This window comes from Pseudonocardia sp. CA-142604, from assembly GCF_050948475.1.
In the GTDB taxonomy this organism is placed as follows: Bacteria; Actinomycetota; Actinomycetes; order Mycobacteriales; family Pseudonocardiaceae; genus Pseudonocardia; species Pseudonocardia alaniniphila.
This window is the reverse complement of sequence record NZ_CP192045.1, coordinates 572035-598191: the sequence shown is the minus strand read 5'-3', so window position 1 is coordinate 598191 and position 26157 is coordinate 572035. Positions and strand designations below refer to the sequence as shown.

Sequence of the window (26157 nt, the reverse complement as noted above, 5' to 3'; positions counted from 1 at the left end):
GGTGTGGCCTGCGCCGACCGGGGCTTTCACGTGCTGCCCGTCACTCGGAGACGTCGACCTCCGGCCGGCCGCTCAACGCATCCTCGACGTCGTGGAACAACGTGAGGATCCGGTCGAGACCGGACAGCTGCAGGGGCCGGATGACGGGGCGGGTGTGGTCGACGACCACCCGCAGCGGACTCGACGCACTCGCTTCCCGGTGCGCCTCCACCAGCGTGCTCAGCCCTCGGGAGGCCAGGAACGTCACGCCGGTCAGGTCGATCACGAGCGGATGCGGCCCGGCCTCAGTCAGCGCCTCGTCCACCGCTCTGCGGAGCACCGATGCGGTGGCGACGTCCACGTCGCCCTCGACCGTGAGGACCACGGCCCGCCCGCGGGTGGCTCGGCGGACCGAAATCAACTCCTCGGGCGGTGGCATTCCGTCCTGACCGCTGTTCACCAGTCCAGACCGTACCGGGGACGGGTGGCGTGGTTCACCGCGGCGCGGATGACCCGTGGCCGTCAGATGGCCGCGGCACCGTCCGGTGGAATGTTGAGGTTGAACCGGACGGTGTTCCGCTTGTCGTATCGCGCCTTGACGGATCGGAGGCGCGCATAAGTGGGCTCATCGAATGCGATGCAAGTGCCCTGCACCGTCGCGTCGACGGGCGTGAGGAAGTTGGAGATCTTCCGCTCCGCGAGCCACGGCGCCAATCGATCCATCAGGGCCGCTCCGGATGCCGGCAGCCCGTTCGATCCGCGGTTTTTTGCGCTCCGTGCGCGGACGGCACCACCGGGTACGGCCGATCAGTCGGCCGTCAGCGAGGTGAGAAGCATCTTCAGCGCCGCGGCCGCGAAGGCCTCCATGTTCGCCTCACGGTCGTCGCTGCCGGTCAAGAGGTGCTCGGCGCGCAGGTATCCGTCGGGCCCTGCGACCGCCACCCATGTGTGCCCCGCCGGATCCCCGTACCGATTGCCCGACGGTCCCGCCGCGCCTGCCTCACTCACGGACCAGTCCGTACCGAGCTTCGCGGCCACCGACGCCGCGAGGTAGCGCGCGTACGGCTCGCACGCACCTCGATCGCCCGGCTCCATGTCGGTTGCGCCCGAGAGCAGCGCCGCGACGCCGTCGCTGGTGTAGGTCACCGTGCCGCCGCGGTAGTAGGCCGAGGCACCGGGGACGGAGAGCAGCGCGGCCGAGATCAGCCCTCCGCTGGAGGTCTCGGCGACCGCGACGGTCTGTCGGCGCGACGTGAGCTGCTCCGCGATCCGAGCGGCGAGGGTGACAAGCGATGTGGACGGCATTCGGCCAACCTACGACGGTCGCAAATGTTGCGACGCCACCGCAGTGGTGCACGACACGGGACGTCCGGCAGAATCCGCAGGTAAGAATGTAGTGCAGGGGACCGGTGAGATCCGAACTTACGGGACGAACGCCTCACCACCTTGTGAAACCCAATCGGACAATAGAACCCATGGTCCATGTCCATAATGCCGTTGTCGCCCGTCTTTTCTGACAGACCGTCACTTTCGACCCCCGAACAGGACTCGATGCGCACGTCCCCCCAGCACGGCTTCGGCCGGGTCGTCACCTCGATCGTCCTCACCGTCCTGGCAACGTGCCTAGCTGGCTGCGCGACGCCGGACGCCGGGGTGCAGGAGGAGTGGAAGGCCAGGCAGTGGCGGGTCACCTCGTGGACACCTGTTCACGACGTGGAGAGCGGCGTCACGGCGTCACTGCTCGGTCCGGTGCCGTCCGACGCCGGCCTCCCGATGTTCGCCTACCGCTCGACGGAGGGTCCGGTCGAGGTCGAGACGCGCATCACCATCGTCCGCAGGCCCGACGACATGCTGGGGAAGCCGGTCACGCATGCGGACCTGCAGCGCTCCGCCGAGCTCTCCGCCGAGATCTACGACGGCCTCCTCATCAGCTCGCAAGAGCTCACCATGAACGACTACCCCGCCACCGACGTGCGTATCCGGTACACCGACAACAGCCTCAAACGGAAGCTGGCGTTGCAGCGCCAGGTGTTCCTGCCCGAGCACTTGGTGATCCTCGAGAGCACCGGGGCCGCGGACGAAGAACGGGTCGTGGGGCAGGTGCAGCAGCTGGCCGTGGAGAAGCTGTTGCTCCCGTAACCCGCCGCGCCCCCAGAACGCTCCCCGAGCTCGTCAGCACGGGGAGCGTTCTGCAATTCTCGATCGACTCGGATCTCGCAGCGATCAGTTCCCGGTGAGCAGGCCGACCACCATACTGATGATCGCGGTGTTGTAGACGAACGCGAGCAGCCCGTGGCAGAGCACGATTCCGCGCGTGCGGGTGGAGCGAACCTCGACGTCGGACGTGGCGAACGTCGTTCCGACCGCGAATGAGAAGTAGACGAACTCGAGGAGCGTCGGCGCCGGCGTTTCGGGGAATGAGAACGGAGGCTCGTCGGCATTCAGGTAGAGCTGGGCGTAACGCTCCGCGTAGCCCAGGTGCAGGATCGCCCAGGCGAGCAGCACCATGACCACCCCGAAGAACTGGACGATGGTCTGGACGTCATCGCTGCCTTCGACGGTCGCGATATCCAGGCCGGCGCTGAACAGGGTGACTGCCGTGGCCAACGTGATGAGATAGCTCGTCCGGCGGCCTGCCAGCCGCTCCGGCCAGCGCTGGTCTCCACGTCGCGCTCGACGCACCCGCGACACCCGGATCCCGATGTAGCACAGGGCGACGAGAATCCACGCCACGCTCGTGAGCACGTAGGCGGAGTAGTCCACCGCGGGGTCCTCGGGGTTGAGGATGGTCCCCAGGCTGGCCAGGAGCAGCAGGACGTCGACCGTACGCGTCACCCATCGGCCCGGTGAGACCTGTTGGGCGCGGGAGTCCGACGGATGTTCGGCAGCGTCCGGTTCGGCGGTGGCCACAGGCGTGATCTGCTCGTTCACTTATTGTTTCCTTGTTCATCGCGGATCGAATTGGATGACGAGGTGCTGCAGTCTGCCTGCCGTCGTCAGCCGCGCCGATCTTGACCCCGCTTTTCGACGAGACGCGTGTCGAATTGTTGCCGACCGGTTACGCTCGGGCGTTTTCGGGTGCGTGTGCTAGTAGTTCAGCGCGACGTCCGGCGCTGCAGGGGTCGATCCGTCGACGCATGCAGCGGCGAGTACGTCTCCCAACAGGGGTGCGAACTTGAACAGGTTCTCGCCGTACACCGCCAGGATCGGCCCGTTCCGGCGGAACTCGAATCCGTCGCCCAGATCGGGAGTGGTCACGCAGTACAGGCTGTCGACGATGCGCGGCTCGACAGCGAGGTGCCGGCGCGCGTACGCGAGCACGGCGTCACGTGACGCGGTGGTGGCCGCCTCGGGACCTACCTCCCACGCCGTCAGTGCGGGATCGAGGTGCCCTCCCACGGCCCAGCGTCCGGGTCCGGTCTGATGTTGGTAGGTGCCCAGGTCGGTGGGGGGCGTGTCGATCCAGCACTGCCACGTCACCGGCGAGTCGAACGGGAATGTGAATCGGACGTGGTGCGCCAGCGCGGGCGGCGTGTAGATGCCGACCTGCGCGGCGAGCGGCGACGTGCCGGCTCCCGCCGCCAGCAGGACCGCGTCGAATCGGGCGTCTCCGGCCGAGCTCCACGCGGTGGCGCCGCCACGGGAATCCTCGAGCGCGTACACCTGCGCCCGGAGGACAGCTCCCTTGGTCAGCTCCGTCAGATGGGCACGCACCGCGTCGACGTCGATCACGCCGCCGGCCGGGTCGAGCAACGCCTCGGACGGCGGTGTGAGCGCGGGGAGCCGAAGTCCGTCCGATGCTCCGTCGACCACCTCGTGCACCGCACCGGCGGCAGCCATCGCTGCCGCCCACACCGGCATCTGCTCACCGCTGACCACACAGCCGCTCCGGCCGATCAACGACGTGCCGCTCGCGTTCTCCCACCGGCCGAATCCGGCCCGGGCCACCGCGGCGAGCCGCACCAGATCCGGCACGGCATGAGCCAGGCGGAAGATGCGCGACGACCCCGCGGACCGCTGCGCCATCGGCTCGCCCGCCTGCTCGTAACACACCACGTCCACACCGCGCTGGAGCAACGCGGCCGTGGTGGACAGCCCGACCACTCCGCCGCCGACGACCGCGACCCTCACCGAACTCAGCGTACGGCGCGCATCCCACGTGATCGAGTCACGAGGCCACCGTGGCGTCCCCGGGCGTTGCCGCACCCTGGGACTGCACCACCACGGGCAGTCTGAGGAGTTCGGTCAGCACGCGTATTTCCCGCTTCACCGGTTGCCGGGCTATGAACAGCAGGTCGAGCGGGTACCAGAGACCGACCCAGGCCACCACCAGGAAGACGCCGTTTCCGAGCAGTTCCGCCCAGAACTCGTCCTCCCCAGGACGGGTGAAGCCGAAGGAAAGCACCACGCCCACGAAGAACAGCAGCGAGCCGCTGACGAGCGCACGCATTCCGCTCCGCCAGATCACGGCGCCCTGCCGTTTCGCCCGCTCGATCCGTAGCCGGCAGTAGCGGCGCAGAGATCCTTCGAGGCTCGCGACCAGCTCGGGGGAGCATTCGCCCGCCATCTCGAGCACGATGCGGCGAGTGCGGACCTTCTTCTTCATGGCCAGGAACAGGTCCACCAGTTCCTCCACCCCGCTCTCCAGTCGGCGCGAACCGAAGAGCAGCGAGCGGGGGTCGGCCGCGAAAAGCTCCTCGGGAGTGTCCAATCGGATCACCACGTCGCCGCGGGGCTCGCGTTCGTCAGGCCGCTTGGGCACGGGGTTCACCTTCCTCACTGCAGAAGAACGAATTCAACGGTCCAGCCGACCCTGCCACACGACGATTCCTGCGGCTTGTAGCCCAATGGGCGACAAGCACGGACCGGCCTGAGCTGCGACTCCAGCCGTTCGACGTCGGCGCCTTCTCGACTTCAACCGACGGGACGCGAAGGGACCGGCCACGACGGGCCGGCAGGGTCGTCGACCCACAGCGTGTGCGTTCCATCGGCGGTGACCGTCAGCCCCAGCCGTTCCCACTGCGGCTGCCCCGCCTGCATCCACTGCTGGTAGCCCCATTCGACGTGGCGCCACAGCGGGGTCGGACCGCCCTCGGTCACAGTCTCGTCAGTACACGACCGGCGAGCCCACGACCCGTCGCGGGCGGCGAGTGTCGAGGCGGCCGGCTGCCGGGTGGCAGGGTCGAGGTCGAACCCGAACGTGATACCGGCGGGCAGTTGCAGGTGGGCGAGGAACCAGGCAGCAGAGTTGGCGCTCCACGGGGTCGCCGGGATATCGGTGAAGCGGGTGCGGGCCTCGGCCACACGCTTGGCTCGAGGGGCAGCCGCCACCGGTGTAGCGGCGCGCATTCCCATGAACGCCGCCCACCGCTGCGTGAAGTGGCCCTCCAAGCGGTCCTCGACCCGTTGGAGCAGCACCAGGCTCCCGGCGCTGACGCCCAGCTTGATGTCCACCAGGATCGCGCCGCCGGGGGCGAGCTGCTCGGCCCAACAGCGGTGCGGGCGCCCGGGGTGGCGGCAGTTCGTCGACTGCGAGCGGGTGACCTGACGATCGCGTGGTCATCGTCGGGTCGGGGACGACGATCGTGAGCATCTTTGGCTCACCTGCTTGACGGCCGCGTCGATCGGGCAGTGGGGTTGGACGAGACGGACGTTCAGCAGGCGATCTTCCAGGCCGTGTGAGACTCGCGGTATGGCTGCCCGCAAGTCATTGGCGGCAAATCGAGGATCGACCTGACGTTATCCGAGATTACTGCCGTGCAGGTGAAGGCGCTCTCTTGGCGGCGCCGATTCGAGCCTCTTCGGCCCTAGGAATTCGGCGGTGTTCGGCCGTAGCTCTCTGACTCGATGATTGTCCGGATCTCCTCCTGCACTCGGGCAGGGTCGACGACCTTTCCCAGGGCCATGGTGGCGATCGCCTTAGGATCGTCTAGAAGTGCCAGCATCACATGCTCGGTGCCAATGGTGGTCATACCGCGACCCCGGGCGAGCTCCTCGGCCCGCTCTAGAATTCGCCGCATTCGCGGACTCAAGGAGAAGTCTGCCACCATCTGACCCGCCTTTTCCCAGATTACGGCCACCGACGGATGGGCTCCCATTGCCACTCGGGGTTGTCGCCCATCACGTATGTGCACTCCCAAACCCAGCCCTCCCAGACTACCTGGTCGCCGTCTCGCCCGGCCCAGCACGCTTCCAGGGGCTGGCCCGGAGGCTGCATGATCGCGCCTGGAGCGAGAGTCGTTCCGCCCGCGAGAGGGCTGACCGGCGAGGCGTTGGCGAAAGCAGTGGGGCCAAGGAGAGCGAATCCCGCAACACTGACGAGGACGGCGAGCGCAGAGCAGGTCTTTTTCATAGGTACCCTTTCTCTCGATCTCGATGTCACCGGGCGTTGCACTGTAGCGAGATCATTTGTATTCTCACTCGCGCGGCTCAAGCAGCGACACTCTCCGTGGCTCCGAGGCCCCCGAATGGAGGATTTCGCGAGTCCGTGGTGCATGGGACCGTCCTTGATCAGCCTTCATCTGGCGGTATTCGATGCGCCTCGCGAATGCCGACGCCTGTTGCGACGGCGTGCTCCATTGCGGCCCGTTCTCATCTTTTGCGGGAGAAGCCGAGGGACTGGCCCAATAGTGGCTCAGAGTGGGGATTCGAGAAGTTAGCTTCGAGGTCGGCGAGTCTACGGTCTTGGAATCGGAGGTTGGAGCGGGCGGCATGGAGACGTTCGTCGAGGATCCGGTTCTCCTGGGTGAGCTGGTGAATGCGCTGCTTGAGGGTGGCGTTCTCGACCTGGAGGTGTTCCGCAGAGCCCCGGGGGTAATCGTGTTCGAGGTCGCGGATCTCGCCCATGAGGGTGCCGATCCGGGATCGCTGGGTGCGGATCTCCTGGTGCGCGGCGGTGAGGGCCTCCTCGGCGTTGAGGGCGCGTTCTCGCCAGGACCCGTCCTGCGCGAGGACGCGTTCGCGAGCTACCCGCCCCCGGTCGGTGCCTGCGCGGGTGATGGCCTGCTCGACCAGCGCCCGGGCGTCGGGGTTCTCGTAGAGGAACGTTCGGGAGACCGACGCTCGCCGGGCGACCGCGTGGAAGGTGACGTCAACGTGCTCGCGGCGCAGCGCCTTCAGCGCGGTGCGGACGTGGTCGATCTTGGCCGCAGTGCTGCGTCGCCGGGCCGCCAGCGCGGCGGTGGTGCGCGGTTGCGCCGGCGTAGTCACGCCGGTTGCTCAACTCGTCGGTCGAGCTCGCCGTTGCCGTCACCGTCGCCATGGGTTCCGGCGCGGGCGAGGTTGGCGGCGGGGAAGCCGACGCTCCAGAGGCGGTGGAAGTAGTCCTGTGGGCGGCGCAGGTCCAGTGCGAGGGCGTCGTCCAGCAGTCCGAGCCCGGCCAGGGCATTCTCCAGGCCCTCGATCGCGCGGGCGGTGGGCTCGAAGACCTGGTGCAGGTAGTCGGCTGTGGCGTCGTCGGGTGCGCGTTCGGCGATGGAGCGCCACTGCTCGCGTTTGCGGCGCCAGTAGAGCAGGTCCGCGCCTCGCGTTCGACGCGTTGCGCAACCAGGGTCTCATCATCGGCCTGCCCGGTTCCGGCTGGTACGTCCGACCCCGCCGCCCGGTGATGCGACTGGCCCGAAACCGCCTCAGCCGCGCCGAACGCGCCGCCGGCCGGGGGACCTTCACCAGCGATGCCCACACCGGCAGCTGGGCTGCCCGGGTCGAAGTGGACATGCGCGTCGAGCCTGCGGGAGACGAGGTCGCAGCCACACTCGAGATCGAGCAGGGCGCCGAAGTCCTCGTGCGCGATCGTGTCATGTTCGCCGACGACGAGCCCGTGCAGCTGGCCACCAGCTACCTGCCGCGCGACATCACCCGCGGCACCGTCATCGAGAACGAGGACACTGGCCCCGGCGGCGTCTACGCCCGCCTGGAGGAAAGCGGACACCAACTCGTGCACTTCCAGGAAGCCGTGCGCATCGGTCTGGCCGCCGAGCACGAGGCAGCCCTGCTCGACATCGCGCCAGGTGCCCCCGTCTACCGCATCCGCCGCGTAGCCCATACGGCGGCCCGACCAGTCGAGGCAAACTTCATCACGGCGATCGGCGAGCGTTACGAGCTGCTCTACGAGCTACCAGCTGAGTGACCGCGCGCTCACTACACCTGGGCGATGAAGGTCTGCACCTACACCCGTGGGGTCCTGGTCGACCTGAACGCTCCGCCGCCGATGACGGCGGCTCGGCCGACATCGGCCGCTAACATCCGGCGAGTGGATGGCCTGGTAGCGCTCCTGATGACCCTGGCCATCTTCGGCGTTGTCCTGGCCGGCCTGGCATGGATCGCATCTCGTGTTCGCCGCCGCGGCGGTGGCGGGTCGCTCATGGGGCCCTTCGACGAGATCTGGCATCCCGCCGCCAACCGGGCCCGAATCGAGACCGACGTACAAGAGGAGCGTCCGGCGCCGAGCCCGTTGCCCGGCGACCGGTTGCTCTGAGGGAGCGGCACGCCCGGGCGGCCTTTCGCACCTTGACATGCTGATGGCGGTGCGTTCCTCGTGTTGGGCATGATCGCCTACGGGTTCGTCATCACACGAGTCGCCCCGATCGACGTCGATCGACGTTGACGAGGCCGCACATGTGACGAGGAGGCGGGATGGCGCTGGAGAGCGAAGACCGACCGTCGGACTCGCTGTACATCTCGCGGGTGTGGCGCGGCCGCAGCTCCGGCGTCGAGCGGATGACATCAGTGGCGACGTCGAACTGGGAGCTCGTCGTCTGGCAGCAGCACGGCCGCGTCCACGTCGGCGTCCGTGGCCCGGAGACCGCGGCGAGCGTGGCCGACGTACCCGACGAGTCCGAGTCCTTCGGGATCACCTTCTCCCACGGGACGTCGATGCCGCACCTACCGGCGGCACGACTCGTCGACGCGCACCTGGACAGCCCGCACGTCACCGCCAAGGCCTTCGTTTGCCGGGGTGACGAGTGGGCACTCCCCGACTTCGAGAACGCAGAACAGTTCGTCGCCCGGCTCGTGCGGGAGGGCGTGCTCGTGCGCGATCCGCTCGTCGATGACGTGGTTGCGGGCGAGCAACCGAGGATCGGCGCACGCACGGTGCAGCGGCGTGTCGCTGCGGCGACCGGTCTCACGCAGGGTGCGATCCGCCAGATCGAGCGGGCCCGCCAGGCGGCGATCCTCCTCGGGGAAGGTGCCGCACCCCTCGACGTCGTGCACCGGCTCGGCTATTACGACCAGCCGCACCTGTCCAGGTCGCTCACGCGTTTCATCGGCCGCACCGCCACGCAGCTCCAGCGGCGGGAGGCCGCGGAGCCCCTGTCGCTCCTGTACAAGACCGAGGGCTGATCGGGCTCATACCGTTTGCGCCAACGCACTCGATCACACGGACAAGGGAATCGCCACCACCATGGGCAAGATCGTTTCGAACTTCTTCATCGCTCTCGACGGGGTTGTCGAGGCTCCCGACCAGTGGCACTCCCCGTACTTCAACGACGAGATGGGTGCCGTCGTCGGCGCCGGGATGGAAACGAACAAGGCGTTCCTCATGGGACGCAAGCTCTACGACGAGTGGGCCGCGTACTGGCCGGAGAGCACCGACGAGCCGTTCGCCACCTACTTCAACACGATGCCGAAGTACGTGATCTCGAGCTCACTCGAAAAGCCGACCTGGAACAACACCACGGCACTCCCCGGCGACGTCGACGAGGTCCGTCGGCTCAAGGAGACCATCGACGGCGACATCTGCATCACGGGCAGCGCCACCACGGTTCGGTGGCTACTCGCGAACGGGCTGCTCGACGAGCTCCGCCTCCTCGTGCACCCGATCGCGGTCGGCCGCGGTCAGCGCTTGTTCGACGACACGACCACGCACCGACTCCAGCTCGTCGACAGTGCCGTGCTCTCGACCGGCGTACTCAACCTGAGTTACGCGCCCGCCTCCTGACGCATTCGACCGCGGTCCGGTGGTCAACGCGCTAGGTCTCGAGACGGAGCTTCATTCCCTCGTGCGACGCCACGAACCCCAGGCGTTCATAGAAGCGGTGGGCATCGGTGCGGCGCTTGTCGGTGGTGAGCTGGACGAGCGCACAGCCCCGGCGCTTCGCCTCCTCGATCGCCCACTCCATCATCTTCGTTCCGATGTTCCTGCCGCGGGCCTCCTCGTGCACCCTGACGGCCTCGATCTGGGCCCGCCACGCGCCGCGCCGTGCCAGTCCCGGGATGAAGCTGAGCTGCATCGTGCCGATCAGACGCAGATCGTCGACGGCCACGACGAGCAGGTGGGCCGGGTCGGCGGAGATGGCTTCGAAGGCGGCGCGGTACGGCTGAAGCGCCGCGGGCGAGCGCTCGGCGGTCTCGCGGTGGACGCCGAGCTGGTCGGCGGCGAGCAGCGCCACCAGGTCCGGTAGGTCGTCAGCGGCCGCGAGCCGGAGCGTGACGGCCCCGCCGGGAACGTCGAGCAGTGCGAGTCCTTGCATGCTGAAGACTCTGCCCGGAGATCGGCTCAGCGATGAGCCCGGGGGCGCTCGGGCTCGCGCAGGTACGCCCTCCGAGATCGTGCGAACGCGGAGAGACCGGTCGGGGGCACACGGTGCGGGTGGTGACGTGGAACGGCTGGCCCATCGTCTGGAGACGGGCCGGTTGACGGTGTCTGGCCATCCGATCACGCGGCTGTCACCGTCGAGTTGGCCGACGGCCCCACGACTCCCTGACGTCCACCGATCGCGATGAGGATCGCGGTGGCGGTCCGACCCATCTGGGACGATCGCCTCATGGAGCACCTTCCGTACATCGACGAGCACGCCGTCCCCACCGGCGCATCCCGCGACGCGGTGTGGTCGGCGTTGATGCACGTGCTTCACCACAAGATGACCGGCGCCACCCACTTCGCGCGCCTGCTCGGCGCCGACCCGGCACGCGGCACGCCGACGTTCGAGGGCCGACCCGGCGAGACGGTTCCGGGCTTCCGCGTCGTCGACGCCGAGCCGGGCCGTCGCCTCACGCTGCAGGGACGCCACCACTTCTCGCGCTACCGGCTCACGTTTCTCCTCGACGACGACCGCCTGCGCGCCCAGAGCCACGGGGCCTTCCCCGGCCCGCACGGCGCGCTCTACCGCGCCGCCGTGATCTCCTCGGGCGGCCACCGGATCATCACCCGAGGCATGCTGCAGCAGATCAGCAAGCGCGCCCGGCAGGCGCAACGCGAGAGGCCGTGAGGCGCGATCAGGAGGAGACCCCTTCGCCCAGGTAGGCCTCCTGCACCCGGGGGTCGGCGAGGAGTTCGGCACCGGTGCCCGACAGCGTGGTGCGGCCCAGGTCGATCACGTAGGCGTGCTCTGCCAAGGCCAAAGCCGCCAGGGCGTTCTGCTCGACCAGCAAGACCGTGGTGCCCTCGGCCTGCAAGTCCTGCACCGTCTCGAAGATCATCTGCGTCATGATCGGTGAGAGGCCCATCGAGGGCTCGTCGAGCATCAACAGCTTCGGGCGCGACATCAGCGCCCGCCCAATCGCCAGCATCTGCTGCTCCCCACCGGAGAACAATCCCGCCTTGTTCGCCCGCCGCTCGCCCAGCACCGGGAACAGGGAGTACACCCACGCCAGGTCGTGCTGCATCCCGGCCTCATCGAGGCGGGTGTGGGCCCCGAGCAGCAGATTCTCCTCCACCGTCATCCGCGCGAACACCCGTCGGCCCTCAGGGCTGTGCGCCACCCCGCGCGCCAGGATCTCGTGCGCCGGCAACCAATGGATCGGCTCCCCGTTCAGAAGGATCTCCCCCGACTGCGGGCGCAGCAGCCCGGAGATCGTCCGCAGGATGGTGGTCTTGCCTGCTCCGTTGCTGCCGATCAGCGACACGATCTGGCCGCGCTCCAGGGAGAAGGACACTCCCCGCACCGCCTGGATCGCCCCGTAGGCCACGGTGAGGTTGCGGACCTCGAGAAAGCTCACTGGTGGTCTCCGCGGTGCAGTTGGGCCTCGACCTCTTCCGGCGGCGCCCCCAGATAGGCCTCGACCACCCGCGGATCCCCTCGCACCTCGTCCGGGGAGCCCTCCACCAGCACCTCGCCCTGAACGAGCACCAGCACCCGGTCGCACAGGGTGAAGATGAACTTGGTGTCGTGCTCGATCACCACCACTGATACACCCAGATCCCGGATCGCGAAGATCAACTGCCGGGTCGCCTCGGTCTCCTGTGCGTTCATCCCGGCCGTCGGTTCGTCCAGCAACAACACGGACGGATCGGTGGCCAGCGCCCGCGCGATCTCCAGCCGACGCTGATCGCCGTACGGGAGGTTGCGAGCCAGCTCGTCGGCGAACCGCGTGAGCCCGACGAACGAGAGCAGCGCCTCCGTGCGCTCCGCCGCCTCGGCCTCGCTGCGCCGGAACCCCGGACCGTGCAGCAGCGACGACAACGGGTTCTGCCGCATCCGCACGTGCCGCCCGACCAGCACGTTCTCCTGCGCGGTCATGCTCGGGAACAGCCGGATGTTCTGAAACGTCCGCGCCACACCTTGTTCGGTGACCTTGGCCGGGTCCTGCGGCAGCGTCGTGCCCCGCATCGACACCGAGCCCGACGTCGGCGCGTACAAGCCGGTCAAGCAGTTGAACAGCGTGGTCTTGCCGGCTCCGTTCGGCCCGATCAGCCCGATGATCTCACCTTCGGCCAGCCCGAACGACACATCGTTGAGTGCCCGCAACCCGCCGAACTGCATCGTCACCCCGGCCGCACGCAGCATCGTCTGCTCGGCGCCCGCCTGCTGCGGACGCGCCCACTCCGGCGTCGACCTGGTCATGCCGTTCTCGCCTTCACAATTTCCGCGCTATCCGATTATCGCTCGCAGCCAGGCCGATGGACATTCGTTCACGACACGCCGCCCGAAGCCTCCTGACGTCACCGGCTCACCGACGTTCCACCGTCCGGATCATGTGACGGTCGCTGGGCCCGCTAGTGCTCGGCCGCCGAGTCGCCCCGGAGCTGTCGACGGTGGGCACCGGCATCGTCGCGGGTTCGCTCACGGGTGCGAGCTCCGCGCGGCGGTGGCGGTCCGGCACCAGACCCTGAGGCCGGAACCGCATGATCAGGATGAGGGCGATACCGAACAGCAGCAGCCGGTAGTCGGAGAATTCTCGCAACTTCTCCGGCAAGACGAACAGGATCGACGCCCCCAGTACCGCACCCGGGATCGTGCCCATCCCACCCAGGATCACCGCCGCCAGCAACGTCACCGATTCCAGGAACTGGAAGCTGTCGTAGGAGACGTTGGCGGTCTTGTGCGCGAAGAACGCACCCGCGAACCCCGCCAGCGTCGCCCCGATCATGAAAGCCAAGATCTTGATCGGCCCCGTCCGGATGCCCATCGCCCGGGCAGCGTCCTCGTCCTCCCGGATCGCGATCCAGGCCCGGCCCAGCCGCGAGTTCTTCAGGTTCGCGAACACCAGCATGACCGCGGCCACGATGAACACGATCAGCACGTAGTACAGAACGCCGGGCGGCAGTTGCAGCCCACCGACGTGCACCGAGTCGTTGAAGTCGGTGCCGAACAACGACACCGGCGGAATCCCCGGGATCGCGTTCGCGCCACCGGTCAAGCCACCGATGTTGTTCTGGGCGCTGCGGACGAAGATCTCGCCGAACGCCAGCGTCACGATCGCCAGGTAGTCCCCGCGCACCCGCAGCGTCGGCGAGCCCACGATCGCCCCGAAGATGCCGGCGACCACCCCCGCGATCACCATCACCAGCGGGAACGGCAACTGGATCCCGATCCGGGACGCCGCGGCGCCGGAGAAGTTCGCGGCCACGAACGCGCCGATCCCCAAGAACGCCACGTAGCCCATGTCCAGCAGCCCGGCCAACCCGACGACGATGTTCAGCCCGATCGCCGTGGCCGCATACACCCCGATGTTGGCAGCCACCGTCATCCAGTACTCGGTGCCCGCACCGGTCAACGGCAGGAGCAACGCGGCGACCAGCAGCACGATCACGCTGAACACCCGGCGCCGCTCGGACACCGCGCCGATCCACGTGACCACGCCAGAGGCGTGCAACGCCCCCAGCAGCCCACCGACCGCACCCAGGAACGACAGGAACACCGCGCCGGCGTAGACGTTGGCGGCTCCGCCCTGCCCGCCACTGGTCAACACCGCCGACACGAGCAACAGCAGAAGGCCGAAGGTGACCAGCAGGATCAGCCATTCCACGTACCGGTTGAACCGCCATCTCCAGACGGGCACGGGTGAGAGCCCGCCCGCGGTGGCGCCCAGGATGAGCAACACCCCGCCGATCAGCGCCACGACCGCGCCGAACGCGACCCCGTTGCCGGCGGTGATCGCGCCGAGGCCACCACCGTCCACAGTGATGTAGAGGCCGTTCACCACGGCGACCGCGACCACACCCCACCCGACCGCCCGCAGAATCCGCTCCCGACCAGGCACCCTGACCAGTGCGATCACGATCGCGGCCACCCCGAACACGGCCAGATGCAGCCGGAACCCGGTGACCGCGAACGGGGCGGAGAACAACGCCAGTGTCGACTTCTCCGGATACGGACCCTCGTTCAGCACGAACGTGGCCCACGGCAGCAGCGCACCCACCAGCGTGAACACGCCACCGGCGATCCGCAGCACGGTCACGAACCGAGACAGCTGCGCCGGCCAAGATCTCAGCACCGCTCGGACGACCGCACATTTCGAAGGCTTGTCGAGCGTGCTCACCCGCGTGGCCGCCCAGCCGTACATTTCTCCAGAGTGGTCATGCCCGTACGCGCTCCGTCTCGCCGAAGAAGCCCTGTGGCCGGAACACCAGGACCGCGATCAGCACCACGAAGATCCACACGTAGTCGTATGCCGACCCGCCGGGCAGGTACTGCCCCGCCAAGGCCCTGATCAGCCCGATCGACAGACCGCCGACCACCGCACCGCGAACACTCCCGATCCCACCCAGAACGGCCGCCGTGAACGCGAAGATCCCGTTCTGGAAGCCCATGTCGATGTTGACGGTGTTCAGGTAGACGCCGTAGAGCACGCCGCCGATCCCGGCCAGCGCCGCGCCGAGCACGAACGTCAGCACGATGACGCGGTCCGGGTCGATACCCATCAACCGGGCCACGTCACGGTCCTGGGCCGTCGCCCGCATCGCGCGCCCCATCCGCGACCGGTCGATGAACAGCTGCAACGCCACCGCCAAGGCCAACGACACGACGACCAGCAGCATCCCCGAGTACTTGATCGGCACCCCATCGCCGAGGGGGATGATCAACGTTCCCTGCACGAAGGCGCCGGGAAAAGGAAGAGCCGCAGTGGCGCCCGGGTAGAACACCCGCACCGCCTCCTGCAGGGCCACCGACACTCCCAGCGCGGTGATCAACGGTGCCAACCGCTGGGCGTTCCGCAACGGCCGGTACGCCAGGCGCTCCATCGCCACCCCGACCACGACCGATACCGCAGCCCCGGCGATCATCAACAACGGCAATGTCAGATACCAGCGCTGCTGTATGAACGTCGGCAACAGATATGTGAACGTGGCCAACCCGCCGTACGCGCCGACCATGAAGATCTCACCGTGGGCAAAGTTGATCAGCTGAATGATCCCGTAGACCATCGTGTAACCCAGCGCGATCAGCCCGATCAACGAACCGATCATCAACCCATTGATGATCTGGGACAACAACGTGGACAGCAAGCGGGCGGTCCCTCCACATACGCCGGGGGCGGAAGTCCCGCCCCCGGCATGTCGTCATCGCATGTGCCGACCCGGACCCCAGGGGTCAGTGCGAGGCCTGCGGATCGAAGGTGCCGGTCTCGACGGGCACGAAGGCATCGCCCTTGACGGTGTACACCGTGAGAATCTTGTTGGTGGTGTCGCCGAACTGGTCGAACGACACATGGCCACTGATGCCGTCGACGTTCGTCTGCTGGACGGCATTGACCATGTCCTGGCGGCGGGAACTGCTGAAGTCCCCGCTGCCGACCACCTTCTTCAGTGCATCGATGATCACGTTCGCGCTGTCGAAGGACAGCGCCCCGTAAGGACTGTACGACTCGCTGTAGCCTGCGGCCGTGTAGTCGTCGATGAACTTCTTGGAATCGGGCAGCGACTCCACGGGAGCTCCGATGCCGGTGGCCAGGTCGCCTTGCCTGCCGCCGAGGGCGACGTACTGCTTGTCGGCAATGCCGTCTCCGCCCATCACCGTAACGGGCAGACCGGCGTCGGCGAGCTGCTTCGACAGCGGTCCGGCCACGGGATACTCGCCCCCGTAGTACACCGCATCCGGGTTCATGGGACGAATCTTGGCAATGACGCTGGAGAAGTCGGTGTCGTGCTCCCCCACCCGCTCCCGAGTCACGACGTCAGCGCCGAGCTGCTGCGCCTCCTGCACAAAGGAGTTCGCAATACCGACACCGTATGTCTTACCGTCGTCGATGACCGCGATCCGCTTCTTACCGGCCTTCTGGATCAGATACTGGGCACCGTACGGCCCCTGCAGCAGGTCGGTGGTCGCCACCCGGAAGTACATCGGGAACTGACGCTTGGGCGCAGTGGTGGCATCCGGCCCCATCGAAAGAACCGGGTCGGTGTTTCCTGGCGACACCTCCACGATGTTCTGCTGCGCGAGAATCGGAGCGACCGACTGTGCCGTCGAAGAGTTGTAGGTGCCGATCACGCCCGCGATGTTCGGATCGGACGCCAGTTCGGTGGCCGCCTGCGCAGCGACCTGCGGAGTCGCCTGGTCATCCTCTGGCTGGAGTACCAGCCGATACCCCGGCACCGCACACGTCTGGTTCGCCTGCCGTACCGCTAGGTCGGCCGAGTTCCTGATGCCTAACCCGTAGGCCGACAGGCCGCCCGACAAGGGTGCGATCACGCCGATGACCAACGACCCCTTACTGGTGTCGCACGACGACCCACCGGCGCTCTCGCTCGATTGGTTGGTGCTACAAGCCGGAAGCAGCATCACTCCGGCCACGGCGAGGCCTGCCCAAGCGACTGCACGATTTCGACTCACTCCCACTCCCTCTCCTATCGACGCATTACGTGTCACGCATCCGGTCATGGGCCATCCGCGCACACATTGCACCCCGAACCAACTGTGCCAGTGCTGGACCCTGTTTCAAGAACGACCGGCTCCGTCGCCTCTGAGGAGCGTTCGCGCAATCGCCCACTCTGACCCGTTCCGCTGGAGAACGACACAACTCGCACTCGTTGCACGAGCCGACCAGAGCAGCCCAAGACCTGCAAATCTCCGCCGATGCCGCAACAGGGGAGCCTGCGGCACGACAATGTTGGAAAGACTGACCCGCCGGTCAATTGACCGGACAGGACCACATCCATGCCGACAGCCGGGCGTCACACTCGTCAGCATATGAACATTGTACTTTTCGAAACGCCTAATGGACATGTCTTCCCTGCTGATATTACTGGCACTAAGCGAAAGCCTTGGGAAATGTGATGATCGAGCGTACCGCCGGAAATGTCCTGGCACGATAGGCCGCGGCTAATACGATATGCACCACTCGGGGCGCGAGCACCCGTTGGCCGAATCACATCGATCGACCGCGTTCTCGACGCACCCACCCGCTTGGAGACGCTTGCACGGTCGCACACTTCTGCACGGAGATCAGCGTCCAAAAGACTGATCTGAGCAGACTTGTGGCCTTCATGGCGACCGATCCCGTCGCGACAAGGGTGAACCTCGCGTTTCTACACATCACGGGCCGATGTTCGCGGTGCCGAGTACGCGTTTGATCGTCGGCATGGGATCGCCGAGGTCAGCACGCAGGGCAACCGATCAAAGCAGGTGAGAGTGAACCGGGACGCCGATCTCAGGACGTTCCAGCCCCACGGATCGTTCGATCGAGAACGGGGACAACCGCGCCTTCACCGTGGCCCGCGACGTTCGGCCGATGATCGAGGCCTGCCGTTGGTCGAGGCACCCGAGGCCTACGCACGCTTGATGGCCGTCGGCATGGGGGGCCTGACAGGACGATCGCCCCATAGGCTGCGCCCGTGGCGTCGATCTCTGCATACCGGCCGATGGGAGCGGGGCACGTCAACCCGACGCTGGGGATCGTCGCGGAGCTCGTCCGCCGCGGCCATGAGGTCACGTACTGGGCGCCGGCGCAGTTCGCCGACCGGATCGCCGAGACAGGTGCCCGTTTCGTGCCGATCACCTCCACCTGGGAAACCATGGGCCGTGACGCGCTCCCGCAGATGCACGGCAAGGAACTGATTCGCGCGATCGACCTGCTCCTCGGCGAGACCAAGGCGCTCGTACCGATACTCGCCGAGGCCGAGCCGCCCGATCTGGTCGTCCACGACGGCACCCTCGCCTGGTGGGGACGCATCCTCGCGCGCAGGTGGGGAGTGCCGTCCGTCGAGACGTGGCCGAACCTGGTGAGCAACGGGCATTGGTCGATGAACGCCTATGCCCGGATCAACCCCCTGAGCCCGCGGTTCCTACGGACGCTGCTGCGCACCGGCCGTTACCTGCGACAGCAGGGCATCACCGATATCGAGGGCTTCATGCAGGGAAACACAGCCGCCCTGCGGATCGTCACCGTTCCCCGGGCCTTCCAGTACGCAGGCGACACCTTCACCGACGGCTACACGTTCGTCGGCCCCTGTCTCACCGAGCGCGCCTTCCAGCCCGATTGGACGCCGCCACGCGCGGACGTACCGGTCCTGCTCGTCTCACTCGGTACCGCCTACAACGATCGCCCCGACTTCTACCGCATGGTGGCCGCTTCGGCGGCCGGCCGCCGCTGGCACGTGGTGATGGCAGTCGGTGATCTGCTCGACTCCGCTTCGATCGGTCCACTCCCCCCGAACGTCGAGGTGCACGCCCAGGTCCCGCAGCTGGCCGTGCTCCGGCACGCCGGCGTGTTCGCCACCCACGCCGGGATGGGCAGCACGATGGAGGGCCTCTACTTCCGCGTCCCCCTGGTGGCCCTGCCCCAGATGGCCGAGCAGCGGGCCAACGCCGACCGGATCACCGAGCTCGGCCTCGGCCGGGCTCTGGATCCTGACGGCCTCACCGCTCCGACCTTCTGGAACGCGGTGGACGCCGTCGCCGACGACACCGCCATCCGCGAGCGGCTCGCCTGGATGCGAGGAGAGATCGACACCGCGGGCGGAGCCACCGCCGCCGCTGACGCCATCGCCCGGCTGCTCTCTCATCCGTGAAGGCCGATCGTCGCGCGAGGTCGACACGTCGGATCAGCCACGCTGGGCCGGTCCGGAAACTCACCGAACGTGTCCAACCGATGGCGAAATGTGGCCTCTGAGGGCTCCGCACTTGCGCGAGCAGTCGGGCCGGCGTAGGCACGCGGAAGGTGCATCCGACCAGGTGGAGGTGTCGGATGGGGGCAGGCGGGGTGCAGCCGGGCCGGGATCCGCCCGCTCCGGCCGAGGTGCTGCTGCACGAGTGCGCGCGCACGCGGGTGACGCGGCTGTTCCTTCCCGGGCGCACCGTTGTCCGCAAGGAACCGCTGGGAGCGGACGCGGACCGTCAGCTGCGGCACGAAGTGGCGATGCTGCAGCGGTTGCGCGGTGTCGCGGGGGTTGCGCAGTTGGTGGAAACGCCGCGGTACCCGGGGTCGGTCCTGCTGGTCGATGTGGGTGGCACGAGTCTGGCCGGTCGGGCGATGCCACTGGGTGTCGACGAGCTGCTCGGGCTGGCGGTGGGGCTGGCTCGGGCGGTGGCGGGAATGCACGGCCGGGGCGTGCTGCACCGGGATATCACCCCGGCCAACATCGTGATCTCCGACGGGGGCATTCCGCTGCTGGTGGATTTCGCGTTGGCGACCTCGTTCGCCGAGATCCGTCCGGAGTTCACCCATCACAGTGAGATCGTCGGGACGTTGGCGTATCTCGCTCCGGAGCAGACCGGGCGGACCGGCCGGTCGGTGGATCAGCGGGCGGATCTGTATGCGTTGGGTGCCACGTTGTATGAGGTGGCAACGGGTGATCCGCCGTTCGGTTCGGGTGATCCGTTGCGCCTGACCCACGATCATCTGGCCCGGGTGCCGGTGGCGCCGGTCGAGGTGAACCCGGCGGTGCCCGCGGCGCTGTCGGAGATCGTGATGCGTCTTCTGGAGAAGGAGCCCGATCACCGGTATCAGACCGCGGAGGGCGTGATCTACGACCTGGAGCGGGTGCGCGACGCTCAGACCCGTCCGCGACCGGCTCGGGTGCGTATCGGTGAGCACGATGCGCCGCTGCGACTGCTTCCGCCCTCGCGGCTGGTGGCTCGTGATGCCGATGTGGCGGCGCTGCAGGCGGCGTTCGAGGACGCTCTGTCGGGGCGGTGCCGGGGCGTGCTGGTCGGTGGGGCACCGGGGGTGGGCAAGACAGCGTTGGTCGATCAGCTGCGACCGGTGGTGACGGGCCGGGACGGCTGGTTTGTGGCCGGCAAGTTCGACCAGTACCGGCGGGATCTGGAGTTCAACGCGGTTTACCAGGCGTTCCGGGCGTTGGGCCGGATGCTGTTGGCCGAACCGGAGGACGAACTGACCGAGGTCCGCGAACGCGCCCTCACAGCGCTCGGCCCGAACGCGGGCCTGCTGAGCGCGACGATTCCGGAGTTCGCGACGCTGCTGGGAGTGCCGCCCGATCCCGGGAATCCGCTCACCGCGCAGGTGCGGGCGCAGCGAGTGGGCATGCAGGGGCTGCGGGCCGTTGCGTCACGGAAACGGCCGGTCGTGGTGTTCCTCGACGACCTCCAGTGGGGCGGGCGCACCCCACTCGGCTTCATCGATCTCGTGCTGACCGAGGAACCGGTCGACGGCCTGTTGCTGGTCGGCGCCTACCGAGAAGCCGACATGGACGCGGCACATCCGCTCGCTGCGCTGCTGTCCCGGTGGCGCGACCAGAGCGGCGTTCGACAGCTCCGGCTGGACAACCTGCCGGTCCCGAGCCTCTCCACCATGGTCTCGGAGATGCTGCACTCCAGCCCGGCCGCCGCGGCGGGCCTGGTCGAGGTGATCAACGGGCACACCTTCGGCAATCCGCACGAGACGGTGGAGCTGCTCAACGCGCTGCGCCGCGAGGGCGTGCTGATCCCGACGACCGCCGGGTGGCAGTGGGACGACGCGGTCGCGCGTGCTCGTCTGGGCGAGTCGGAGGTGGCCGGGCTGCTCGCGGCGCGGGTCAGGGCCATGCCGGCGACCTCCCGCGCGGTGGTCGAGGCGATGGCGTGTCTGGGCGGGCGGGCGGAGGTGAGCCTGCTGCAGACCGTCAGCGATGTACCGGCGGGTGTGGTGGAGCAGCGGTTGGCGCCCGCTCTCGATGATGGGGTACTGGTGGTGGAGCCGGGGCTGCGTGAGGCGGTGCGGTTTCGTCACGACCGGACCCGTGAGGTCATCCTGCGCGGGCTGGATCCGCGGCGCCGCCGCGCGCTGCAGCTGGACATGGCGCGGCGGTTGTCGGGTGTGGCGGAGTTGTACGCGGTCGCGGCCGAGCAGTACCTGCCGGTGATCGACGCCGTCACCGACGCAGCCGAGCGACAGCAGGTGGTGCGGCTGTTGCGGCGTGCTGCCGAGCAGGCGTCGTTGATCGGGGAATACGGCCTGGTGAACGCGCTCTTGGCCGGCGCCCTGCAGCTCATCGAGCCGAGCAAGACGGCCACGCTCATCGAGGTGCACACCGGCCGCCACGCCACCCTCTACAGCCTGGGACGACTCGACGAGGCCGACGAGGAGTACCGCACGATCGAGCGGCTGGCGCCCACCTGCCTCCAAGGTGCCGACGCGACGGTGGTGCAGGTGCGCAGCCTGACCCACCGGAACCGCTTCGCCGAGGCGATCGGTCTGGGCCTGGAGTCGCTGCGTGCTTTCGGCCTCACCGTCCCCGCCGCCGACCGGCGGGGCGCCGAGCTCGACAACCAGTTCGAGTATCTGTACCGATGGCTGGACCACACCGAAGCCGCCGACGACCTGGCGCGACCGGAGATCACCGACCCCGCGCTGCTCGCCGCGACCCGCCTGATCGACGCGGTCCTGCCGGCTGCCTACTTCGCCGCCGACCACGCGATCCAGGCGTGGATGAGCCTGGAAGCGCTGCGGATCTGGCTCGAGCAGGGCCCAGGGCCCACCCTGGTCAGCCCCGCCTGCGTCGCCTCCTTCCACGCCGTGGCGCAGCGCGGCGACAGCGTCGCCGGCTACAAGGCGTTGCGGCGGATCCTGGCAGTGGGTGAAGCCCGCGGCTATGAGCCCGAGACCTCGCACGCGCGCCGGGTGTTCGGCATCCTCAGCTGCTGGTTCGAGCCCATCGAGAACGGCGTCCACGCCACCCAGCGCGCCCGCGAGGGGCTGATCGCCGGCGGCGACCTGGCCTACGCCGGCTACACCCACCACCCGACCGTCTACTACCTGCTGGACTGCGCGCCGGCGCTCGACAGCTTCACCGCGGCGGTGGAGGCGGGGTTGGCCTTCGTCCGCCGTACCGGCAGCGAGCAGGGCGGACAGTGGCTCGACAGTCATCTGTGGCTGGCCGATGTGCTGCGCGGCGAAAGCTCGGCCGCGAGCGCTACGCCGGTTCCCACCGACAGGTACGCGGACAACCCGCTCGCGCTCTTCCACGCACATCTCAACCGTGCGATCGCCGCCGCCGTCTTCGGCAATGCGGTCGACCTGGCACGGCACACCGAGGCCGCGATGCCGCTGTTACCGGCCGTCCTGGGCAACTACCCGACCGCCGTGGCCCACGTGCTGCGCGGGCTGGCCGTCGCGAACCAGGCCCGCGCAGTCCACGGTGACGAGCGAACCGCCTTGCTCTCCGAACTGGACGAGGTGTCGCGGTGGCTGACCGCCCGAGCCGCGGACGCGCCCGACAATTTTCTGCACCTGCTGCGGCTGATCGAAGCCGAGCGGGCCTGGGCGATCGGCGACTTCCGCGCCGCCGTGCTGGCCTTCGACGCCGCACGGCACGAGGTCGCCCGGCGGCGGCGCCCGTGGCATCGCGCCGTGATCGCCGAACACGCCGCCCGCTTCTACCTGGCCCACGGCGTCGAACAGACCGGCTACGACCTGCTCGCCCAGGCCCGCCAGGAGTACCTCGCCTGGGGGGCGACGGCGAAGGTCAGCCAGCTGGACTGGGCGTACCCGATCCTGCGACGACGCCCCGACGCGACCGCAGAGGAGCGCGGCGACCAACCCGGCGACGTTCTTCATCAACGGGCCACCGTCACGACCGGGACGCTCGACCTGCTCGGCATCCTGTCCACGTCGCAGGCGCTGAGCTCGGAGACCAGCATCCAACGCCTGCATGCCCGCGTGGTCGACGTGCTCGGCGCGATGACCGGCGCAACCGGCGTGCACCTGCTGCTGTGGAGCGACGACCACCACGACTGGCTGCTGCCCACACCCGGCGGCGGCACCGCGCCCGTCAGCGGTGGCGACCACGAAGACGCGGTGCCGCTGTCCGTGCTGCGCTACGTCCAGCGCATCGGTGAACCGCTCGTCGTGGCCGACGCCACCCGGGACGACCGGTTCGCGCGCGACCCGTACCTCAGCGACCTCGAGTGCTGCGCCCTGCTGGCCGTCCCCATCCTGAGCCGCGGCACGCTACGGGCACAGCTGATACTGGAGAACCGCCTCATCCGCGGCGCATTCACCGCTGAGCGGCTCGACGCCGTCACGCTCATCGCAGGCCAGCTCGCCGTCTCGCTCGACAACGCCCAGCTCTACGCCGAGCTCACCACCTCCCGCGCGCGGATCGTCGCAACGGCCGACCAGATCCGCCGACGCATCGAACGGGACATGCACGACGGCGCCCAGCAACAGCTGGTCTCCCTGGTCCTGCAGGCGCGTGCGGTGCACGCGATGGTGCCCACCGAAGACGTCGCACTGGCCGCACAGCTCGACGACCTGGCCACCCAGGCAACCATCGCACTCGACGAAATGCGCGAACTCGCCCGTGGGGTCCATCCGGCGGCCCTCGCCGAAGGCGGCCTGCGCCCCGCCCTCAAAGCTCTCGCCGGCCGCTCCCGCGTCCCTGTCGAGCTGGACGTGCAGGCAGATGGCCGGCTACCCGAACAGATCGAGATCGCCGCCTACTACCTCGTCGCCGAAGCGCTCACCAACACCGCCAAACACGCCGATGCCTCGGCCGCCCACGTCACCATCGACACCACCCGCACCGCTACCGGCAACGCGCTGCGGATCTGCGTGCGCGACGACGGCCGAGGCGGCGCCAACCCCGCCGGCGGAACCGGCCTCGTCGGAATCAGGGACCGGGCCGAGGCACTCGGTGGTCACCTCTCGATACAGAGCACCCCCGGCGCAGGCACCACCCTGCAAGCCGAACTCCCGCTGTCCTCCAGCCACACGGGTTCCGGCTGAGCGAGCCGTCGCCCGGATATCGACCTTCGCGCCAGGGTCGGGTGTGCCCGGTGCAAGGCTGCCCCCATGACCGACTCGGATCCGAAAGAACACCTCCACCGCTACCTACAGGTCGCTCGCGAGGCACTGCTGTGGAAACTCGACGGCCTCTCGGAGTACGACGTCCGGCGGCCCATGACACCGACGGGCACCAACCTGCTGGGCCTGGTCAAACACGTCGCAAGCGTCGAGCTCGGGTATTTCGGCACCACCTTCGAACGCCCTTCCGAGGAACCACTGCCCTGGTACGCCGCCGATGCCGAACCCAACGCGGACATGTGGGCGACCGCCGACGAGACGCGCGAGCAGATCATCGGCCTCTATCACCGAGCGTGGGCGCACTCGGACGCCACCATCGAGATCCTGGCGCTGGACGCCGTCGGCCATGTCCCGCACTGGCCGGACGACCGAAGCGAGGTGACGCTGCACCAGATCCTCGTGCACGTGATCTCCGAGACGCATCGGCACGCCGGGCACGCAGACATCATCCGCGAGCTCATCGACAAAGCCGTCGGACTGCGGAAGGACAACGACAACATGGGAGCCGGCGACCAGCAGTGGTGGGAGAACTATCGCAGCCGGCTGGAGCGCGTTGCGCAGGAATTCGACCGGCACTGAGCAGTCACGCGCAGCGCCGGCGCCCCGCGAGCGGCTGCGGACCTCGGCGCACCGGACCGATCTGCGCCGAAAATGCCGCGCGCACCGATCGAGCGCTGCGATCGGGCCAAGAGGAGTAGGAAGGGGGCTATGGGCCCACCTCGCGTCAACCGTTCGTCGAGCTGAAGTGCCGATTCCACATGGGACAACAGAGACGCTGATGCTTCTCGACGCCTCTCGGCTGCACGTACTGGTCGAGGTCGCACACGCCGGCTCGATCGCCGCCGCTGCCACCCGCATGGGGTTCACGCCGTCCGCCTTGTCCCAGCAACTGACGAAGCTGGAGCGCGAGGTCGGTGCGCCGCTTGTCGACCGGGGGCGCGCCGGCACGACACTCACAGGGTTGGGCCGGGTCCTGCTGGAGCACGGTGAGCGGGTCGTCGGCGAGCTTCGCGATGCGGAGCGGGCCATCCAGTCGGCGATCATCGATCAGCCGCAGCAGATCGCGGTCGGTGCCTTCTCATCGGCGGCCCGCACAGTGCTTCCGCAGGCACTCGCGGTACTCCGGAAGCGGCGGCCGGGGATTCGGTTCTCCCTCGTCGACGTCGAGCCACCGGACGGGTACGGCCTGGTCGTGGCCCGGGAGCTCGATCTGTTGATCACCCACCATTACCCCGGTGCTGTGCTGCCTGCGGCAACGGGCCTGCGCCGGCAGCTCTTGTTCCGGGATCCCCTGCGTCTGGTGCTCCCGCCAGGCCATCGGTTCGCGGGATCGGCGGAGGTTGCCATCGCCGAGCTCCAGGACGAGGACTGGATCTCGGGCGCTCCAGGCGTGCCGCACCGGATGTTCCTCGAGTCCCTGGGCTCGGTGCACGTCGCCTACGAGACGGTGGACTACGAGGTCACGCTCGCGCTCATCGCAGCGGGCCTCGGGATCTCCCTCGTGCCGGCCAGCATGTTGGGCCGGCACGAGGCGGTCATCGTGCGTGACCTGCGCGCGTCCGCGCCAACGCGCGAGATCTACATCGTGCATGCGTGCCGTCCGTCTCCCATGGTCGCCGAGCTGATCACCCAACTCCGCGCTACCCGGACCCAGCCCGTGTGACTGCCAGGGCAGCCGTACGGAGTCGGAATCATTAGCGTTTCTGATATGCCGTGAGAGTTCCGCGCTTCAGCCTGACGACCGGTCAGCGCATGCTGAGCGCATGGCACACC

Annotated in this window: 25 protein-coding genes; 10 read left to right on the top strand and 15 right to left on the bottom strand. The window is 68.2% G+C overall.

The features are described from left to right. Positions 1–40: 40 nt before the first annotated feature. The 3 genes from ACQPZQ_RS02840 to ACQPZQ_RS02830 form a co-directional block, all read right to left on the bottom strand. Positions 41–439 carry an STAS domain-containing protein gene (locus tag ACQPZQ_RS02840; RefSeq protein ID WP_433291736.1) on the bottom strand — a complete coding sequence of 133 codons (399 nt, stop codon included), beginning with the start codon at positions 437–439 and terminating at the stop codon, positions 41–43. A gap of 62 nt (positions 440–501) precedes the next feature. Next, positions 502–702 (bottom strand): BBE domain-containing protein, encoded by a 201-nt coding sequence (locus ACQPZQ_RS02835; protein WP_433291734.1) that lies wholly within the window; start codon positions 700–702, stop codon positions 502–504. Positions 703–786: 84 nt separating this feature from the next. Next, positions 787–1284 carry a CinA family protein gene (locus ACQPZQ_RS02830; protein WP_433291732.1) on the bottom strand — a complete coding sequence of 166 codons (498 nt, stop codon included), beginning with the start codon at positions 1282–1284 and terminating at the stop codon, positions 787–789. A gap of 246 nt (positions 1285–1530) precedes the next feature. Between ACQPZQ_RS02830 and ACQPZQ_RS02825 the strand changes: the two genes are divergently transcribed. After that, entirely contained in the window at positions 1531–2118 is a 588-nt protein-coding gene (locus ACQPZQ_RS02825; protein ID WP_433291730.1) for a hypothetical protein, read from the top strand. Positions 2119–2202: 84 nt separating this feature from the next. Here the strand turns inward: ACQPZQ_RS02825 and ACQPZQ_RS02820 are convergent, their stop codons facing one another. From ACQPZQ_RS02820 to ACQPZQ_RS02795, 6 genes are all read right to left on the bottom strand, one after another. Further along, complete coding sequence (locus ACQPZQ_RS02820) at positions 2203–2910, bottom strand: DUF1345 domain-containing protein (protein ID WP_433291728.1); 708 nt, start codon at positions 2908–2910, stop codon at positions 2203–2205. 156 nt (positions 2911–3066) lie between these two features. Beyond that, positions 3067–4110, bottom strand: coding sequence for an FAD-dependent oxidoreductase (locus ACQPZQ_RS02815; RefSeq protein ID WP_433291726.1), 1044 nt, complete (start codon positions 4108–4110; stop codon positions 3067–3069). A gap of 37 nt (positions 4111–4147) precedes the next feature. Beyond that, positions 4148–4741, bottom strand: coding sequence for a hypothetical protein (locus tag ACQPZQ_RS02810; protein WP_433291724.1), 594 nt, complete (start codon positions 4739–4741; stop codon positions 4148–4150). Between the two features lie 152 nt (positions 4742–4893). Further along, the gene (locus tag ACQPZQ_RS02805; protein WP_433291722.1) at positions 4894–5433 is read right to left on the bottom strand and encodes a hypothetical protein; all 540 of its coding nucleotides are present in this window, start codon (positions 5431–5433) and stop codon (positions 4894–4896) included. Between the two features lie 353 nt (positions 5434–5786). Beyond that, a complete protein-coding gene (locus ACQPZQ_RS02800) occupies positions 5787–5999 on the bottom strand; it encodes a Clp protease N-terminal domain-containing protein (protein WP_433298974.1) in 213 nt (70 codons plus the stop codon). Between the two features lie 571 nt (positions 6000–6570). After that, the gene (locus tag ACQPZQ_RS02795) at positions 6571–7188 is read right to left on the bottom strand and encodes a DUF6262 family protein (protein ID WP_433291720.1); all 618 of its coding nucleotides are present in this window, start codon (positions 7186–7188) and stop codon (positions 6571–6573) included. Positions 7189–7516: 328 nt separating this feature from the next. Here ACQPZQ_RS02795 and ACQPZQ_RS02790 point away from each other — a divergent pair, with 328 nt between their 5' ends. From ACQPZQ_RS02790 to ACQPZQ_RS02775, 4 genes are all read left to right on the top strand, one after another. Then, positions 7517–8107 (top strand): GntR family transcriptional regulator, encoded by a 591-nt coding sequence (locus ACQPZQ_RS02790; RefSeq protein WP_433291718.1) that lies wholly within the window; start codon positions 7517–7519, stop codon positions 8105–8107. Between the two features lie 123 nt (positions 8108–8230). After that, positions 8231–8455, top strand: coding sequence for a hypothetical protein (locus ACQPZQ_RS02785; RefSeq protein WP_433291716.1), 225 nt, complete (start codon positions 8231–8233; stop codon positions 8453–8455). 158 nt (positions 8456–8613) lie between these two features. Then, a complete protein-coding gene (locus ACQPZQ_RS02780) occupies positions 8614–9321 on the top strand; it encodes a helix-turn-helix domain-containing protein (protein WP_433291714.1) in 708 nt (235 codons plus the stop codon). Between the two features lie 61 nt (positions 9322–9382). Further along, positions 9383–9919, top strand: coding sequence for a dihydrofolate reductase family protein (locus ACQPZQ_RS02775; RefSeq protein WP_433291712.1), 537 nt, complete (start codon positions 9383–9385; stop codon positions 9917–9919). 31 nt (positions 9920–9950) lie between these two features. Here the strand turns inward: ACQPZQ_RS02775 and ACQPZQ_RS02770 are convergent, their stop codons facing one another. Next, a complete protein-coding gene (locus tag ACQPZQ_RS02770; protein ID WP_433291710.1) occupies positions 9951–10451 on the bottom strand; it encodes an N-acetyltransferase family protein in 501 nt (166 codons plus the stop codon). 261 nt (positions 10452–10712) lie between these two features. Between ACQPZQ_RS02770 and ACQPZQ_RS02765 the strand changes: the two genes are divergently transcribed. Then, positions 10713–11189, top strand: coding sequence for a hypothetical protein (locus ACQPZQ_RS02765; protein WP_433291708.1), 477 nt, complete (start codon positions 10713–10715; stop codon positions 11187–11189). Between the two features lie 7 nt (positions 11190–11196). Here ACQPZQ_RS02765 and ACQPZQ_RS02760 read toward each other — a convergent pair whose 3' ends face one another. The 5 genes from ACQPZQ_RS02760 to ACQPZQ_RS02740 all read right to left on the bottom strand — a co-directional run bounded on the left by ACQPZQ_RS02760 (position 11197) and on the right by ACQPZQ_RS02740 (position 16922). Beyond that, positions 11197–11919 carry an ABC transporter ATP-binding protein gene (locus ACQPZQ_RS02760; RefSeq protein WP_433291706.1) on the bottom strand — a complete coding sequence of 241 codons (723 nt, stop codon included), beginning with the start codon at positions 11917–11919 and terminating at the stop codon, positions 11197–11199. Continuing rightward, entirely contained in the window at positions 11916–12764 is an 849-nt protein-coding gene (locus ACQPZQ_RS02755; RefSeq protein ID WP_433291704.1) for an ABC transporter ATP-binding protein, read from the bottom strand. The genes ACQPZQ_RS02760 and ACQPZQ_RS02755 overlap by 4 nt, the downstream gene beginning before the upstream one ends. A 106-nt stretch (positions 12765–12870) precedes the next feature. Then, positions 12871–14601, bottom strand: a complete 1731-nt coding sequence (locus ACQPZQ_RS02750; RefSeq protein WP_433291702.1) for a branched-chain amino acid ABC transporter permease — start codon at positions 14599–14601, stop codon at positions 12871–12873. Positions 14602–14719: 118 nt separating this feature from the next. Further along, the gene (locus tag ACQPZQ_RS02745) at positions 14720–15649 is read right to left on the bottom strand and encodes a branched-chain amino acid ABC transporter permease (RefSeq protein ID WP_433291700.1); all 930 of its coding nucleotides are present in this window, start codon (positions 15647–15649) and stop codon (positions 14720–14722) included. Positions 15650–15734: 85 nt separating this feature from the next. Next, complete coding sequence (locus ACQPZQ_RS02740; RefSeq protein ID WP_433298972.1) at positions 15735–16922, bottom strand: branched-chain amino acid ABC transporter substrate-binding protein; 1188 nt, start codon at positions 16920–16922, stop codon at positions 15735–15737. A gap of 1052 nt (positions 16923–17974) precedes the next feature. Here ACQPZQ_RS02740 and ACQPZQ_RS02735 point away from each other — a divergent pair. The 4 genes from ACQPZQ_RS02735 (at position 17975) to ACQPZQ_RS02720 (ending at position 26047) form a co-directional block, all read left to right on the top strand. Next, positions 17975–19150 (top strand): macrolide family glycosyltransferase, encoded by a 1176-nt coding sequence (locus ACQPZQ_RS02735; protein WP_433291698.1) that lies wholly within the window; start codon positions 17975–17977, stop codon positions 19148–19150. A gap of 176 nt (positions 19151–19326) precedes the next feature. Further along, entirely contained in the window at positions 19327–24306 is a 4980-nt protein-coding gene (locus ACQPZQ_RS02730) for an AAA family ATPase (protein ID WP_433291696.1), read from the top strand. Between the two features lie 66 nt (positions 24307–24372). Next, complete coding sequence (locus ACQPZQ_RS02725) at positions 24373–24963, top strand: DinB family protein (protein ID WP_433291694.1); 591 nt, start codon at positions 24373–24375, stop codon at positions 24961–24963. 199 nt (positions 24964–25162) lie between these two features. Beyond that, positions 25163–26047: a LysR family transcriptional regulator gene (locus ACQPZQ_RS02720; protein ID WP_433291692.1), complete on the top strand. Its 885-nt coding sequence runs from the start codon at positions 25163–25165 to the stop codon at positions 26045–26047. Positions 26048–26157 lie beyond the last annotated feature (110 nt).